Origin of the sequence: Streptomyces sp. NPDC021020, from assembly GCF_044333285.1 — a bacterium.
GTDB lineage: Bacteria > Actinomycetota > Actinomycetes > Streptomycetales > Streptomycetaceae > Actinacidiphila.
Genome location: NZ_JBIRQQ010000016.1, coordinates 12,767 through 27,126, shown reverse-complemented (window position 1 = coordinate 27,126; position 14,360 = coordinate 12,767). Strand labels below are relative to the sequence as shown.

Here is a 14,360-nt window from a genome sequence, read left to right as displayed (position 1 = left end):
CCGAACTCGGGTGCGTTCCGGTCCTTCCTCCCGGCAAGGTGGACAGGTGTCCGCCACGGGCCAGGGGGAGGGGCAGCCGCGCCATGGGACTGACCAGCGGGTGGTTCGCCGTACTGCTCGTCGCCGCCGCGGTCGCGGCGGTGGCGGGCGCACTGCTGCTGTGGCCGCGGGTGCGCGGGCCGCGCCCGGTGCGGCTCGGCGCCAGGGTGGGGCTGATCGTGCTGTGCCAGCTCACCGCGATCCTGGTGGTGATGGTGACGGTGAACAACCAGTACGGCTTCTACGCGTCGTGGGACGACCTGCTGGGCCGCGCCAACGCGGGCGGCGGGCGCCCCACCGCGGGCCCCGGCCCGGACGCGACGCCCGAGGTGCCCGACTACGGCGTGAAGTTCGCCGCGTATTCGCAGGGCTTCCAGCGGGCCACCGTCCGCGGCTGGGACAGCGGCACCAAGGGCGACGTGATCGTGTGGCTGCCGCCGCAGTACACCAAGCCGGAGTTCGCGCACACCCGCTTCCCGGTCATCGAGGTGCTGCACGGCATACCGGGCACCCCGCACAGCTTCCTGCGCGGCATGCGGCTCGGCCAGGTCATGCAGGCACAGATAGCCGCCGGCCGGGCCGAGCCCGCGATCCTGGTGCTGCCCACGATCACCCCGGACCGGGTCAACACCGGCTGCGCCGACGTCGAGGGCAAGAGCCGGGTGGCGACCTGGCTGACCGACGACGTCGTCAAGACGATCGCGCACAACTTCCGTACGCTGCCCGCGCCGCGCGGCTGGGCGGTCATGGGCATATCCACCGGCGGCTACTGCGCGGCCAGGCTCGCGCTGGAGCACCCCGACGTCTTCGCCGCGGGCGCGGCCCTGGCGCCCGACGACCCGTCGCAGGGGGCGCGCTCGCCGGTGTGGTTGGCCAGGACCGAGCACCCCAGGGCGCAGCTGCTGGTCGAGTCCAGCCGCCAGGACCCGGAGAGCCCGCCGCGCTTCGCCGACGCCATCACCGCGGCCGCCGCGCCGCCGACCCGGGTGAGCACCCTGCAGCTGAGCAGCGGCGGGCACAACTGGAACACCTGGGGCCGGATGTTCCCCGACGCCTTCACCTGGGTCAGCGCCCGGCTCGAAGCGCCCCGGGCGGTCCCGCTGGACCCGTCGGCGGCACCGTGATGCGTAGGCTGCCGATATGACTGAACGAGAGACCCAGGGCGTCGAGGACGACGCGCAGCAGGCCGCGGCAGACGCCGCCGCGGCGGCGGAGCAGCTCCCGTACGGCAGGAGCTGGCCCGAGCGGCACACCGGCCCCGTGGTGCGGCGGCGCGGCCAGGTGCAGACGGGGACGACCGACCAGCGGCTGCTGGACAGCCACGGCCCGTCCGACTGGGTGCACGGCGACCCGTGGCGGGTCATGCGCATCCAGTCCGAATTCGTCGAGGGCTTCGGCGCGCTCGCCGAACTGGGCCCGGCGGTGAGCGTCTTCGGCTCGGCGCGTACCCCCGTCGACTCCCGCGAGTACGAGGCGGGCGTCCGGATCGGCCGCGCGCTGACCGAGGCCGGCTTCGCGGTGATCACCGGCGGCGGCCCCGGTGCGATGGAGGCGGCCAACAAGGGCGCCCTGGAGGCCGGCGGCGTCTCGGTCGGCCTCGGTATCGAGCTGCCCTTCGAGCAGGGCCTCAACCCTTACGTCGACATCGGTGTGAATTTCCGCTACTTCTTTGTCCGGAAAACGATGTTTGTGAAGTATGCCCGCGGCTTCGTCGTGCTGCCCGGCGGCTTCGGCACGCTCGACGAGCTGTTCGAGGCGCTGACGCTCGTGCAGACCAAGAAGGTCACCCGCTTCCCCATCGTGCTGTTCGGCAGCGACTACTGGGGCGGCCTGGTGCAGTGGATCCGCGGCAGCCTGGTCGCCGAGGGCAAGGCGTCGGCGGCCGACCTGGAGCTCTTCCACGTCACCGACGACGTGGACGACGCGGTGGAGCGGGTCACCAAGGAGAGCGCGGTCTGAGCCGCGCCCGCCCCGGGCCCTTCCTCCGCCGGCCTCACGCCAGTCCGCGGCGCGCGACCGCGGGCGGGCGGTGGCCGGCGATGGCGGCGACCATGTCCAGCACCTGCCGGGTCTCCGCGACCTCGTGCACCCGGTAGACCTGCGCGCCCAGCCACGCCGACACCGCCGTCGTCGCCAGCGTGCCGATCAGCCGCTCCTTGACCGGCCGGTCCAGCGTCTCGCCGACGAAGTCCTTGTTGGACAGCGACACCAGCACCGGCCAGCCCGTGGCCGCCATCTCCGGCAGCCGCCGGGTCGCCTCCAGCGAATGCCGGGTGTTCTTGCCGAAGTCGTGCCCCGGGTCGATCAGGATGCCGTCCCGCCGCACCCCCAGCGCCGCCGCCCGCTCGGCCAGCCCGCACGTCACCCGCAGGATGTCGGCCATCACGTCGTCGTAGCCGACCCGGTGCGGCCTCGTCCGCGGCTGCGCGCCGCCCGCGTGCGTGCACACCAGGCCCGCGCCGTGCCGGGCCGCGACCTCCGCGAGGCCCGGGTCGACGCCGCCCCACGCGTCGTTGAGCAGGTCCGCGCCCGCCGCGCACACCGCCTCGCCGACCTCGGCCCGCCAGGTGTCGACGCTGATCACCACGTCCGGGTGGCGCCGCCGCACCTCGGCGACGAAGGACACCGTGCGGCGGATCTCCTCGGCCGCCGTCACCTCGTCCCCCGGCCCCGCCTTGACCCCGCCGATGTCGATGATCGCAGCGCCCTCGGCGACCGCGGCGGCCACCCGCTCCAGCGCGGGCTCGTTGGTGAAGGTGGCCCCCTGGTCGTAGAACGAATCGGGCGTACGGTTCACGATCGCCATGATCACCGGCTCCCGCGCGCCGAATTCCCGGGTCCCCAGCCGAAGTGCCACTGCCGCTCCTCATCTCAGACTCATGCGATCGTGGCACGATCGTGCCTGACACGACGGCAGGCCCTGAGGCCGGACTCCGGGAGACGACTTGTTCTGGTTCATGCTCATCGCGCTCGTCGCGGTGGTCGCCGCGGTGGCACTGGCCGTGCTCGGCGACGGCGGAGCGCTGCGGGACGCCGGCACCGACCGGCTGGCCGACCGGCTGCCGGCCGACCGGCCGCTGGTCCGCTCCGACATCGACGCGGTACGGCTGCCGACCGCGGTACGCGGCTACCGCATGCTCGACGTCGACGAGGTCCTCGACCGGCTCGGCGCCGAGCTGGCCGAGCGCGACGCGTACATCGCCGAGCTGGAGGCGGAGGTGAACGGCCCGCGCCCGGACCGGCTGCGCGCGGCCGTCGCCACCGGCGACCCGGCTGTGACGTCCCTCACGAAGGACGAGCCGCACCCCGGCGAGCCGGGCGACGGGTACGGCGGCGGCGCCGGTGAGTGAGCCCGGCGGCGTCGTGACCGGCGAGGACGGGGTCGCGCGCTGCCCGTGGGGCCTGTCCACGCCGGATTACGTCGACTACCACGACCACGAGTGGGGCGTGGCCGTGCACGGGGACGACGCGCTGTTCGAGCGGGTGTGCCTGGAGGCCTTCCAATCCGGGCTGTCCTGGATCACGATCCTGCGCCGCCGGGAGACCTTCCGGGCGGCCTTCAAGGGCTTCGCGATCGACACCGTCGCGGAGTTCGGCCCCGCCGACCGGGAGCGCCTGCTCGCGGACCCCGGGATCATCCGCAACCGCGCGAAGGTCGACGCGGCCGTCGCGAACGCCGCCGCCGCCCGCGCCCTGCGCGAGGACGGCGGCCTGGACGCGCTGATCTGGTCCTTCGCCCCCGACCCGGCCACCCGCCCGGCCCCGCGCACGACCGCCGACGTCCCCGCCGTCACCCCGGAGTCCACGGCCCTGGCCAAGGCCCTCAAGGCCCGCGGCTTCCGCTTCGTGGGCCCGACCACCGCTTACGCCCTGATGCAGGCGTGCGGCCTGGTCAACGACCACCTCGCGGACTGCGCGTCCCGCTAGGGAATCAGAGCCCCGCGAACCGCGGCGCCCGCTTCGCCACGAACGCCGACACCGCCTCGCGGTGGTCCGAGGTCGCCCCGGCCTCGTTCTGGAGTTCCGCTTCGAGGGCGAGCGCCTCGGGAAGGGTGTGGCCCGCGGCGAAGGCCAGCGCGCGCTTCATCGCGGCGTACGCCCGGGTCGGGCCCGCGGCCAGCCGGCGGGCGACGGCGAGGGCCTCCGCCGGGAGGTCCGCGGCGGGCACGACGCTGTTGGCCAGCCCGATCGCCGCGGCCTCGACCGCGGGCACGGGCCGCGGGAAGAGCAGCAGGTCGGCGGCCCGTGCGTGGCCCACCAGACGCGGCAGCGTCCAGGACATCCCGGAATCCGTGGAAAGGGCCACGCCCGCGAAGGCCGTCGTGAAGGACGCGGTGTCCGCGACCACCCGGTAGTCCGCGGCGAAGGCGAAGCCCGCGCCCGCCCCGGCCGCGACCCCGTTCACCCCGGCGACCACGGGCTTGGGCATGGTCGCGATCGCGAGCGTGATCGGGTTGTAGTGGTCGGCGACGGTGGTCATCCCGCCGCCCGCCTCCAGCGTCGCGACGTGCTCCTTCAGGTCCTGCCCGACGCAGAAGGCCTTGCCGTTCGCGGTGAGCAGCACCGCGCGCACCGCCTGGTCGGCGGCCGCCTCCCGGAGGGCGTCGCGCAGCGCCACCTTCGTGGCGGTGTCGAGCGCGTTCATCGCCTCCGGACGGTTCAGCGTGACGGTCGCGAGCCCGTCGGACACCTCGTACAGCACGTGGTCGGCCATGGCACCAGCCCCTTCGTCGCGGCAACGGTCCAGGCCAGAATGCCGGACCGGGTGACCGAAATGCGGGCGTACGCGGGTGTCGATTGTGGAACGGAGTGCCACCGCTGTTGGTCATCGGGCTGGTGGATGCGGGATAATGGCCGAGAACCAATGTGTTCGAGTCCGAGCTGGTTTCAGGAAGGGGAACGAGCATGGCGGCCATGAAGCCGCGGACGGGTGACGGCCCGCTCGAGGTGACCAAGGAGGGGCGGAGCATCATCATGCGCGTTCCGCTTGAGGGCGGCGGGCGGCTTGTTGTCGAGCTGACCCCGGACGAGGCGGATGCCCTCGGCGATGCGCTGAAGAAGGCCATCGTCTGAGACCAGCGGTCCCCTGCCTTCGCGGCCGTGTACCGGGCGACTGCCCGAGTACGCGGCCGCTGGTCTTTTCACCGGGCGCCGCGTGTCCTGCCGCGTGCGGCGGAAGGCTACTGCGCCACCGCGCACAGCAGCCCGTCGTCGGTCGGCAGCAGGACGGGCGAGAGCCGCGCGTGGTCGCGTACCGCGCGCATCAGCTCGCGCAGCCGCATCGACTCCATGTCGTGGTGCGCGGCGTCCAGCGCGCGCCCCTGCCCGAAGGCGCCCTCGAAGCACAGCACCCCGCCGGGGCGCAGCAGCCGCAGCGACTCGTCCAGGTACTCCAGGTACTCCAGCCGGTCGGCGTCGCAGAAGACCAGGTCGTAGGCGCCGTCGGTGAGGCGCGGCAGGACGTCGAGCGCGGCGCCGGGGATGACGCGCGAGCGGTTCGCGGCGAAGCCGGCCTCGCGGTAGGCCTCGCGGGCCAGCTGCTGGCGGTCCGGCTCGGTGTCGACGGTGGTCAGCACGCCGTCCGCGCGCATGCCGCGCAGCAGGTGGATGCCGGAGACACCGGCGCCGGTCCCGACCTCGACGACGTGTTTCGCGTTGCCGGCCGCGGCCAGCAGCCGCAGGGCCGCGCCGGTGCCCGGGGAGACGGGCCGCAGCCCGGACGCGTGCGAGCGGGCCCTGGCGCGTATGAGGGCGTCGTCCTCGGCGACGAACGCGTCGGCGAACGCCCAGCTCGCCTGCCGGTTGCCGGTAATGGCCCTCTCCTCGTGCCGACTGTTCCCGTCTGCCCTGCGCTGACTGTGCTCACCGTGCCGACCGTGCGTGGCCGTGTGTGGCCGTACGGGGACTGTCCGGGCGACTGTATCCGTTGGCGCGGGGAACCCGCTGATGGGACTGCGCGTTGGATACGGAGAAGGCACAAGGGCGGGAGTCCGCGACAGCGGTGCGGTCTCCCGGCCCGGAGGCAGCAGTGCATTTATCCGGAGCTAACGGGCGAGGTGGCTATGGTAGAGGCTCTACTGGAGACCACCAGAGCCGACAGGGGAGGTGCGGCTGACGCCGGTGACCGGAGGGTGCTGACGCGCTTTCGAAGGTCGGCCGGACAGCCGAAATCCGTGACCAACACTGCTGACGACCGTTCACGCGACGACGACTCCCCGACCGCGACCGCGACCTTCGCCGCCGACGGAGACCCTCAGGCGTGGACGCCTCCTTCGTGGGAGGAGATCGTCAGCACGCACAGTGCCCGGGTCTACCGGCTGGCGTACCGCCTGACCGGCAACCAGCACGACGCGGAGGACCTCACCCAGGAGGTCTTCGTGCGGGTCTTCCGCTCCCTGTCCACCTACACGCCCGGCACGTTCGAGGGCTGGCTGCACCGCATCACCACCAACCTGTTCCTGGACATGGTGCGGCGCCGCCAGCGCATCCGGTTCGACGCCCTCGGCGACGACGCGGCGGAGCGGCTGCCCAGCCGCGAGCCGTCCCCCGCGCAGCACTTCAACGACACCCACTTCGACGCCGACGTCCAGCAGGCGCTGGACACGCTGGCGCCGGAGTTCCGGGCGGCCGTGGTGCTCTGCGACATCGAGGGGCTGTCGTACGAGGAGATCGCGGCGACACTCGGCGTGAAGCTCGGTACGGTGCGGAGCCGGATCCACCGGGGACGCTCCCATCTGCGCAAGGCTCTGGAACACCGGGCGCCCGGCGCCCGGCCCGCCGGCTCCCCGGCTGACGTTCCCGCGCTCGCTGCCGTCGCACCGCAACCTGGCCAGGAGGGCGGCAGAGCGTGAGCAGCAGCGGTTCCGGCGACCCGCGCGACAAGCGCGCCGCCGCCGCCGAACAGCATCTGGGCGACCGGCTCGCGGCGTTCGTCGACGGCGAGCTGGCGGACGACGCGCGGGACCGCGTCCAGGCCCATCTGGCGACCTGCCCCCAGTGCAAGGCCGCCGCCACCGAGCAGCGCCGCCTCAAGAGCGCCGTGGCGGCCTCCGAGCTGCCCGCGATCCCGTCCGGCCTGCTGGCCAGGCTCCAGGGCCTCGCGGCATGCGGCCCCGACGGCCCGCAAGGCCCCGGCGGCGACCCCAAGGGCGGCTCTCCCGGCCTCGCGGACCTGCGTGCGCTGCCCGGGCCCGGCGACGGGCCCGGGCCTTTCGACAGCCGCCTGCTCGGCTCCGACGTCTTCGGCACCGGCACCCGCCGCCGCCCCTCCTACCTCAGCCCCGGCCGCGACCTGGTCGCGCCCGGCGAGGGCAAGGGAGCGCGCGGCTTCCGCATCCACGAGACGGCCCGCGGCCTCACCGGCGGCGCCGACCGCGTCCCCCTCGACGTGCCCGTACGCCCGCAGGCCGCACCCCGCGGCGGTACGGCGGCGGCCGCGGCCCAGGCGTCCTTCAGCCGGCGGTTCGCCTTCGCGGCGGCCGGCGCCTTCTCGATGGCGGCCATCGCGCTCGGCGGCGCCCTCCCGATGGAGGCCGGTGTCGACAACGGCGCCCACCCCGACGACGGGCCCGCGGTCACCCCGTTCAGCGCGAACTCGGTCACCGACACCCACGGCACCACCCCGCGCGATCTGCTGGACGCCCGCGAGCAGCGGACGATGCGGCAGGCCCGGGTCGCGCCGTCCCCCTCGGCGGTCGTGACCCCCGGCTCCGTGCCGTCCGTCACGACGGTGGCGCTGCGTGCCGCCGCCGCGGTCTCCGCCACCCCGGCGACGGCCCCCGGCGGCCCGGCCGCGGTGCGCTGAGCAGCATGCTTTACGTGATGGTCAGCTCATTTCCACGTAGGGTTGTCCACAGCCACTCCCGCGTCCCCCACGTGGGCAGGTAACGTAAGTGCGCCGGACACAGCCCCCCGGCTGCGGACGTCCCAAGGAGCTGCACGGTGTTCTTCGACATAGGCCCGCTTGAGCTGGTCGCGATCGTCGTCATCGCCGTGCTCGTCTTCGGCCCCGACAAGCTGCCGAAGGTCATCCAGGACGCCATGGCGTTCATCCGGAAGGTGCGGGAGTTCTCCGACAGCGCCAAGGAGGACATCCGCCGCGAGCTGGGGCCGGAGTTCAAGGACTTCGAGTTCGAGGACCTGAACCCGAAGACGTTCATCCGCAAGAACCTGATGAGCGACGACGACGAGTACGGTCTCAAGGAACTCCAGGAGATCGGCAAGAACCTGGACCTGCGCAAGGAGATGGCCGAGGTCACGGACGCGGTCAACGGCACGGACACGGGTGCCTCGGCCTCGCGCTCCTCCTCGGGCTCGTCCGGCACGGGCTCCGCCGGTTCCTCCGGCACGGGCGGGGGCACCCCCGACCGGCTGCGCAAGCGCGACAAGCTGGCCGAGGACGAGACGCCGCCGTACGACTCCGACGCGACCTGAGGCACGCCCCGCGGGGCTCCGCGGACGTCAACATGATCGCGCGATTTCACCCTATCGAGTGGTCATTGTCCGTGTGTTCGCCGTCACCCCACGCCGTTTCGGCCCCCGAACCCACCCAGGGTCGGGCAAGATGGCGTCGCCCATAGGGGCACTTCGAGGAGGCGCGACCCACATGGAGACCAGGACCGGCACGGCGCAGAGCGCGGTCGACGGCTACTTGACGGCCGAATTCCCCTGGTACGGACTGGACGACGCGTTCACCGGACGCCGCTGGCTGCAATCGGTCGGGACGAGCGGTGACGACACGGTCGAGTACGGCTCGACGGGCCACGGCGACGAACCCACGCTCAAGGCCGACCCCGCCGACGAGAGCCGGCGCTTCGCCGTGGTCGTGACGGTCGCCCAGCGGCCCCGCAGGCGCACGCCGGACGGCACCGGGCTGCTGGAGGCTACGTCCGTCTCCTCGGCCGCCTGGCTGGCCGGCTCCGGCCTGCTGGCCTGCACCTGGCCCACGACGATGGAGCGCGCGCTGCGCCAGGACTGGCTCGACCAGCAGACCGCCACGGCGTGGGAGCTGGCCGACGACCTCGACGGCTCCGGCTGGGCCGCGCTCACCCTTCCGGTGGACGGCGAGCCCACGCCTTTCCACTACCGCGAGTCGGAGTACGGCTGGGTCCTCGCGGGCTCCGCCGCCGGCGTCCACCTCGGCGCGTTCGGGCGCGGCATGAGCGCGTACGGGTTGGCCTTGGCGGCCATCCCCGACATCCGCGCGTACGACGCCGGGTAGCGCCCCGGCGGGGGCTCAGGCCGCCCCGGGGTGCCACGTGCGGTGGTGCGCGCGATCTTCTGCCGGTGGTGGGCTGGTCGCGCAGTTCCCCGCGCCCCTGAGGTGGTTGCCACTTGGCGTGGCATGGTGCCTTTCCCCGGTGGGGGCTGAGCGCGCCCACGCGGCGCCAGCCGCATATCGAACACAGCCCCGCGCCCCTGATGGCTTGCCCTCTGCGCGCAGGGTGAGCGTTTTGAGGGGCGCGGGGAACTGCGCGGCCAGCCCACCACCGGCGGACGGTCCCGGGGGCGGCCGGGACAGGCAGCCCGGAGGGCTGGGCGCGAGGCCCGGCGCGGGTCAGAACTTGTTGCGCGGGGTGATCCCCAGGGAGAGCCCCGACAAACCGCGCTGGCGCGCGCTCAGCTTCGTGGCGATGCCGCGCAGGGCCGCACCCGCGGGGGAGTCGGGGTGGGCGACAGCGACGGGGCGGCCGTCGTCGCCGCCTTCGCGGAGGCGGACGTCGATGGGGATGCGGCCGAGGACGGGGACGGTCGCGCCCGTCGTACGGGTCAGGCCCTCGGCGACCCGGTCGCCGCCGCCCGTGCCGAAGACCTCGACGATCTCGTCGCAGTGCGGGCACGGCATGCCCGCCATGTTCTCCACCACGCCCACGATCTTCTGGTGCGTCTGCACCGCGATCGCGCCCGCCCGCTCGGCGACCTCCGCCGCCGCCTGCTGCGGGGTCGTCACGACGATGATCTCCGCGTTGGGCATGAGCTGGGCGACGGAGATCGCGATGTCGCCGGTGCCGGGCGGCAGGTCGAGCAGCAGCACGTCGAGGTCGCCCCAGTAGACGTCCGCGAGGAACTGCTGGAGCGCGCGGTGCAGCATGGGCCCGCGCCAGACGACCGGCGCGTTGCCGGGGGTGAACATGCCGATCGAGATGACCTTCACCCCGTTGGCCGACGGCGGCATGATCATGTTCTCGACCTGCGTGGGCCGCCCGTCCGCGCCGAGCATGCGCGGCACGCTGTGCCCGTAGATGTCCGCGTCCACGACGCCGACCTTGAGGCCGTCCGCGGCCATCGCCGCCGCGAGGTTGACCGTCACCGAGGACTTGCCGACGCCGCCCTTGCCGGAGGCCACCGCGTAGACCCGGGTCAGCGAGCCCGGCTGGGCGAAGGGGATCTCCCGCTCGGCCTGCCCGCCGCGCAGCGTCTCCGCGAGCCCGCGGCGCTGCTCGTCGCTCATCACGTCCAGCTCGACCCGCACCGCGCTCACCCCGGGGACGGCGGCGACGGCCGACGTGACGCGCTCGGTGATCGTGTCCCGCATCGGGCAGCCGGACACCGTGAGGTAGACGGCGACGGCGACGGCGCCGTCCGCGGCGATGTCCACGGATTTGACCATGCCGAGGTCGGTGATCGGCTTGTGGATCTCCGGGTCGTTCACCGTGGCCAGCGCGGCGCGCACGGCCTCGTCGGTCGGTGTGGCGGCCGGCGCGGTGCCCGAGCCGTACGTGGTGGTAGCCATACGTCGATGGTACGGGGGCCGCCGAGGGCCGATCAGCGGCCCCGGCCGTCTGCTTCGTCACCCCGCGGGACGTGCCGGGGGTGCGGGCGGCGCTCCTCGATGTCCCTGAGCAGGTCCTGCAGCTCGGAGCGGATCCAGTCGCGGGTCGCGACCTCGCCGAGGCCCGCCCGCAGCGCGGCGACCTCGCGGGTGAGGTATTCGGTGTCGGCGATGCTGCGTTCGTTCTGCTTGCGGTCCTGCTCCAGGTTGACCCGGTCCCGGTCGTCCTGCCTGTTCTGCGCCAGCAGGATCAGCGGGGCCGCGTAGGAGGCCTGGAGGGACAGCATCAGCGTCAGGAAGATGAACGGGTAGCTGTCGAAGCGCAGATCGCGCGGCCCGAAGGCGTTCCACAGCACCCACATGACGATGACGACCGTCATCCAGACGATGAAGCGCCCCGTGCCGAGGAAGCGCGCGACGCGCTCGGAGAGGTTGCCGAAGGCCTCCGGGTCGTACGCGGGCAGCCAGCGGCGCCGGACGTCGCGCGGCTGGTCCAGCCGCACCCGGACGCGCGGCGGGGCGGTGGCCCCCGCGGGGTTGCGCCCCGCGGCGCGGTCCCGGTCGTCAGCGGCCATCGTCCGCCTCCGCCGTGGTGTCGGCGGCGGGCCCGGCGCCGTGCAGCTCGGTCTCCCGCCAGTCCTCGGGCAGCAGGTGGTCCAGCACGTCGTCGACGGTCACGGCGCCCAGCAGTGCCCCGCTCTCGTCCACCACGGGCGCGGAGATCATGTTGTACGTGGCCAGGAAGCTGGTCACCGACGGCAGCGCGGTGTCCGGGGCGAGCGGCCGCAGGTCGGTGTCGACGATCGCGCCGAGCAGCGTGAACGGCGGGTCGCGCAGCAGCCGCTGGAAGTGCACCAGGCCCAGGTACTTGCCGGTGGGCGTCTGGTCGGGCGGCCGGCACACGTAGATCTGCGCGGCGAGCGCGGGCGACAGGTCGGGGTTGCGGATCCGGGCGAGCGCGTCGGCGACCGTCGCGTCCGGGCGCAGCACGATCGGCTCGGTCGTCATGAGCCCGCCCGCGGTGCGCTCCTCGTACGACAGCAGCCGCCGTACGCCCGCCGCGTCCTGCGGGCGCATCAGGGCCAGCAGCCGCTCCTGGTCGTGGTCGGGCAGCTCGGCGAGCAGGTCGGCGGCGTCGTCGGGGTCCATCGCCTCCAGGACGTCCGCGGCCCGCTCCTCCTGGAGCTTGCCCAGGATCTCGACCTGGTCGTCGTCGGGCAGCTCCTCCAGGACGTCCGCGAGCCGGTCGTCGTCGAGGGCCGCGGCGACCTCGCCGCGCCGCTTGGGGGACAGGTGGTGCAGGACGTTCGCGAGGTCGGCGGGGCGCAGTTGCTCGAAGGTCGCGACCAGGTTCTCCGCGCCCTGCTCGCCCTCGGGGAGCCGGAAGCCGCTGACCGACGACCAGTCGACGGTGAGCGCCTCGCCCTTGCGGCGCAGGGCGCCGGACTTGCCGCGGCGGATGAAGACCTTGTCGATCTCCCAGTCCCTGCGGGCCGGCAGCTGCGCCATGGACACGTCGAGGACGGTGACCTCCTCGCCCGCGTCCTCGCCGGTCGCCGTGCCCTCCGCGGCGCCCTCCGCCGCCCCTCCGTCGGGCATCCAGCGCACCCGGCGGTCCAGCAGCTCGCCGAGCACCAGCGTCTCGGTCGGGCGCTGCTCGAAGCGCCGTACGTTGAGCACACCGGTGGTGATGACCTGGCCCGCCTCCACGCCCGTCACCCGGGTCATCGGCAGGAAGATCCGGCGCCGCCCCACCACCTCGACGACCAGGCCCAGCACACGCGGGGGGCGCCCGCCGACCCGCAGCATCACCACGACGTCCCGGACCCGCCCGACCTCGTCGCCGTTGGGGTCGAAGGCCGCGACGCCCGCCAGATGGGACACGAAGACCCGCGGGGTGCCTGCGACCATCAGGCCTCCTCACCGGGTACGCGCCGCCGTTCCCCGCCAGGCTAACCCGTGCCGATCTTGCCTGCCGTACGAAGGCCCCCGGGAATGCCCGGGGAGCACCCGGGAACGAGCGCTCCGGAACGCTTCGCCGGGGGAGAGCGGGTGCCTCCGCGGGGTACGGTGCGGTAGCTTCAGCCACGCCCGCCGCCGCCGTCACCGAGGGGTTCGAGCCCACGTGTTTCCCGCTCGCCGGACTGCCCGCAGGACCGCCCGCCAGGCCGCCGCCGCCCTCGCCGGGCTGGCCGCGGCGCCGCTGCTCGGCGGCTGCCTGGGCCTCGGCGGCGACCCGGACTCCGGCACCAACGGCGTCGGCAAGCTGCCCGCGAAGACCATCGAGCAGCGGGCGAGCGCCGCCGCCGCGGGCGCCGACGCCGTACGGCTGACCGGCACGGTCGTCAGCGGCGGGCAGACCTACCGCCTCGACATGCGGCTGCGCGCGGAGGGCGGGGTCGGCGAGGTCACCACCAAGGGCGACACCTTCCAGCTGCTGCGGGTCGGCGACGACCTCTACCTCAAGGCCGGGGCGGACTTCTACGGCGACGGCGGCGACGACAAGGACAGCCAGGCCGCCGCCGCCAAGCTCAACGGCAAGTACGTCAAGGTGCCGCCGGGCGACCCGGCCTACCAGCAGTTCAGCGGCTTCACCGACAAGAAGGTGCTGCTGTCCGACCTCTTCGTGGTGGACGGCACGCTCGGCGTCGGCGACCACCGCAAGGTCGGCGACACCAAGACCATCGAGCTGACCGGCTCCGAGGGCGGCAGCCTCGACGTCTCCCTCAAGGGCACCCCCTACCCGCTGCGCTACCAGCGCGCGGGCGGCGCGGGCACACTGACCCTCTCCGACTGGGGCGAGGACTTCACCCTCGCGGCGCCGGGCAAATCGCAGGTCGTCGACTACGGAAAGACGGTCGGCACGACGGCGACACCCAAGCCCTCGGCCTCCGCCTCCGCCTCGGCCGAGAAGTAGCTCAGCCGCGCGGCCGGCGGCGGGCCAGCAGCCGCGGCAGCCCCGCCGGGACGGGCTCGCGGGTGGTCGCGGGAGTCGGCCGCGGAGGAGCCGCGCCCGAGCCGTCCGGCATCGCACCGGGACGCTCGGCGGGGGAGCCCTCGGGGGTGAGCCGGAAGAGGGTGCACTCGCGGGCCCACCGCTCGTCCACGGAATCCGCGTCCGCCGTGTTCAGCCGCTTGCCGCGCAGCTCCCCGACCGCCGCGTGCCACGCCTCGGACCCGGCAGGGACGACCGCGGCCCGCGCCTGCCAGCCCACCAGCCGCCCGCCCTTGTCCTTGCTCCGTACGGTGACCCCCACGACGGCCCCGTCCGCCAGCCCCGCCGGCACCGGCTGCTCGACGGGCCCCCCGCACAGCACGTACGCCCCGCCGTCCCCCCACAGCTGCCACACGGCCTGCCCGTTCACCCACACCAGCCCGGACTTCCTGACCCCCTCCTCGACAAGAGCGGCGGCCAGTTCTTCGGCGGAGGGCGTCGACGTCATGCCGCCAGGGTAGGGGGTGCGCGTTTTCCCGGGGAGCCGCGGCACCTCCCCGTAAAGACAGGTGCTCGGCCTGCGGACGGGCCTTACCCTGGTGGCGGCCCCCGCCG

The 14,360-nt window shown here is 73.8% G+C and carries 17 protein-coding genes; 10 read left to right on the top strand and 7 right to left on the bottom strand.

Annotated elements, in window-relative coordinates:
• Window positions 1-83 precede the first annotated feature (83 nt).
• Both ACH4SL_RS35000 and ACH4SL_RS34995 read left to right on the top strand, forming a co-directional pair.
• Window positions 84-1,163: an alpha/beta hydrolase gene (locus ACH4SL_RS35000; protein WP_398453726.1), complete on the top strand. Its 1,080-nt coding sequence runs from the start codon at window positions 84-86 to the stop codon at window positions 1,161-1,163.
• A 16-nt stretch (window positions 1,164-1,179) separates the two neighbouring features.
• Window positions 1,180-1,998: a TIGR00730 family Rossman fold protein gene (locus tag ACH4SL_RS34995; protein ID WP_398453724.1), complete on the top strand. Its 819-nt coding sequence runs from the start codon at window positions 1,180-1,182 to the stop codon at window positions 1,996-1,998.
• Between the two features lie 34 nt (window positions 1,999-2,032).
• Here ACH4SL_RS34995 and folP read toward each other — a convergent pair whose 3' ends face one another.
• Complete coding sequence (folP, locus tag ACH4SL_RS34990; protein ID WP_398453943.1) at window positions 2,033-2,845, bottom strand: dihydropteroate synthase; 813 nt, start codon at window positions 2,843-2,845, stop codon at window positions 2,033-2,035.
• Between the two features lie 139 nt (window positions 2,846-2,984).
• On the opposite strand from folP, the gene ACH4SL_RS34985 reads away from it, so the two are divergent.
• The gene (locus ACH4SL_RS34985) at window positions 2,985-3,389 is read left to right on the top strand and encodes a DivIVA domain-containing protein (protein ID WP_398453722.1); all 405 of its coding nucleotides are present in this window, start codon (window positions 2,985-2,987) and stop codon (window positions 3,387-3,389) included.
• Window positions 3,382-3,966, top strand: a complete 585-nt coding sequence (locus ACH4SL_RS34980) for a DNA-3-methyladenine glycosylase I (RefSeq protein WP_398453720.1) — start codon at window positions 3,382-3,384, stop codon at window positions 3,964-3,966. Before ACH4SL_RS34985 ends, ACH4SL_RS34980 begins: the two co-directional genes overlap by 8 nt.
• A gap of 4 nt (window positions 3,967-3,970) precedes the next feature.
• On the opposite strand, the gene ACH4SL_RS34975 is transcribed toward ACH4SL_RS34980, so the two are convergent.
• Window positions 3,971-4,753 (bottom strand): enoyl-CoA hydratase-related protein, encoded by a 783-nt coding sequence (locus tag ACH4SL_RS34975; RefSeq protein ID WP_398453718.1) that lies wholly within the window; start codon window positions 4,751-4,753, stop codon window positions 3,971-3,973.
• 191 nt (window positions 4,754-4,944) lie between these two features.
• Here ACH4SL_RS34975 and ACH4SL_RS34970 point away from each other — a divergent pair, with 191 nt between their 5' ends.
• Complete coding sequence (locus ACH4SL_RS34970) at window positions 4,945-5,112, top strand: DUF3117 domain-containing protein (protein ID WP_073493047.1); 168 nt, start codon at window positions 4,945-4,947, stop codon at window positions 5,110-5,112.
• Window positions 5,113-5,219: 107 nt separating this feature from the next.
• Here ACH4SL_RS34970 and ACH4SL_RS34965 read toward each other — a convergent pair whose 3' ends face one another.
• Window positions 5,220-5,852 (bottom strand): O-methyltransferase, encoded by a 633-nt coding sequence (locus ACH4SL_RS34965; RefSeq protein WP_031521432.1) that lies wholly within the window; start codon window positions 5,850-5,852, stop codon window positions 5,220-5,222.
• Between the two features lie 249 nt (window positions 5,853-6,101).
• Here ACH4SL_RS34965 and sigE point away from each other — a divergent pair, with 249 nt between their 5' ends.
• The 4 genes from sigE to ACH4SL_RS34945 all read left to right on the top strand — a co-directional run bounded on the left by sigE (window position 6,102) and on the right by ACH4SL_RS34945 (window position 9,259).
• Complete coding sequence (gene sigE / locus ACH4SL_RS34960; RefSeq protein WP_398453716.1) at window positions 6,102-6,890, top strand: RNA polymerase sigma factor SigE; 789 nt, start codon at window positions 6,102-6,104, stop codon at window positions 6,888-6,890.
• Window positions 6,887-7,843 carry an anti-sigma factor family protein gene (locus ACH4SL_RS34955; RefSeq protein ID WP_398453714.1) on the top strand — a complete coding sequence of 319 codons (957 nt, stop codon included), beginning with the start codon at window positions 6,887-6,889 and terminating at the stop codon, window positions 7,841-7,843. Before sigE ends, ACH4SL_RS34955 begins: the two co-directional genes overlap by 4 nt.
• Window positions 7,844-7,980: 137 nt before the next feature.
• Complete coding sequence (locus ACH4SL_RS34950) at window positions 7,981-8,472, top strand: sec-independent translocase (RefSeq protein WP_398453712.1); 492 nt, start codon at window positions 7,981-7,983, stop codon at window positions 8,470-8,472.
• A 172-nt stretch (window positions 8,473-8,644) separates the two neighbouring features.
• Window positions 8,645-9,259, top strand: a complete 615-nt coding sequence (locus tag ACH4SL_RS34945) for a hypothetical protein (protein ID WP_398453710.1) — start codon at window positions 8,645-8,647, stop codon at window positions 9,257-9,259.
• A gap of 336 nt (window positions 9,260-9,595) precedes the next feature.
• On the opposite strand, the gene ACH4SL_RS34940 is transcribed toward ACH4SL_RS34945, so the two are convergent.
• Genes ACH4SL_RS34940 through ACH4SL_RS34930 form a run of 3 tightly spaced genes read right to left on the bottom strand, consistent with a single transcriptional unit; the run spans window position 9,596 to window position 12,721 of the window.
• Complete coding sequence (locus ACH4SL_RS34940; protein ID WP_398453708.1) at window positions 9,596-10,771, bottom strand: Mrp/NBP35 family ATP-binding protein; 1,176 nt, start codon at window positions 10,769-10,771, stop codon at window positions 9,596-9,598.
• A gap of 32 nt (window positions 10,772-10,803) precedes the next feature.
• A complete protein-coding gene (locus ACH4SL_RS34935) occupies window positions 10,804-11,385 on the bottom strand; it encodes a DUF1003 domain-containing protein (RefSeq protein ID WP_398453706.1) in 582 nt (193 codons plus the stop codon).
• Window positions 11,375-12,721, bottom strand: coding sequence for a magnesium transporter MgtE N-terminal domain-containing protein (locus ACH4SL_RS34930; protein WP_398453704.1), 1,347 nt, complete (start codon window positions 12,719-12,721; stop codon window positions 11,375-11,377). Before ACH4SL_RS34930 ends, ACH4SL_RS34935 begins: the two co-directional genes overlap by 11 nt.
• Before the next feature lie 214 nt (window positions 12,722-12,935).
• On the opposite strand from ACH4SL_RS34930, the gene ACH4SL_RS34925 reads away from it, so the two are divergent.
• The gene (locus ACH4SL_RS34925) at window positions 12,936-13,727 is read left to right on the top strand and encodes a hypothetical protein (protein ID WP_398453702.1); all 792 of its coding nucleotides are present in this window, start codon (window positions 12,936-12,938) and stop codon (window positions 13,725-13,727) included.
• Window position 13,728: 1 nt separating this feature from the next.
• On the opposite strand, the gene ACH4SL_RS34920 is transcribed toward ACH4SL_RS34925, so the two are convergent.
• A complete protein-coding gene (locus tag ACH4SL_RS34920; protein ID WP_398453699.1) occupies window positions 13,729-14,253 on the bottom strand; it encodes a hypothetical protein in 525 nt (174 codons plus the stop codon).
• Window positions 14,254-14,360: the final 107 nt, after the last annotated feature.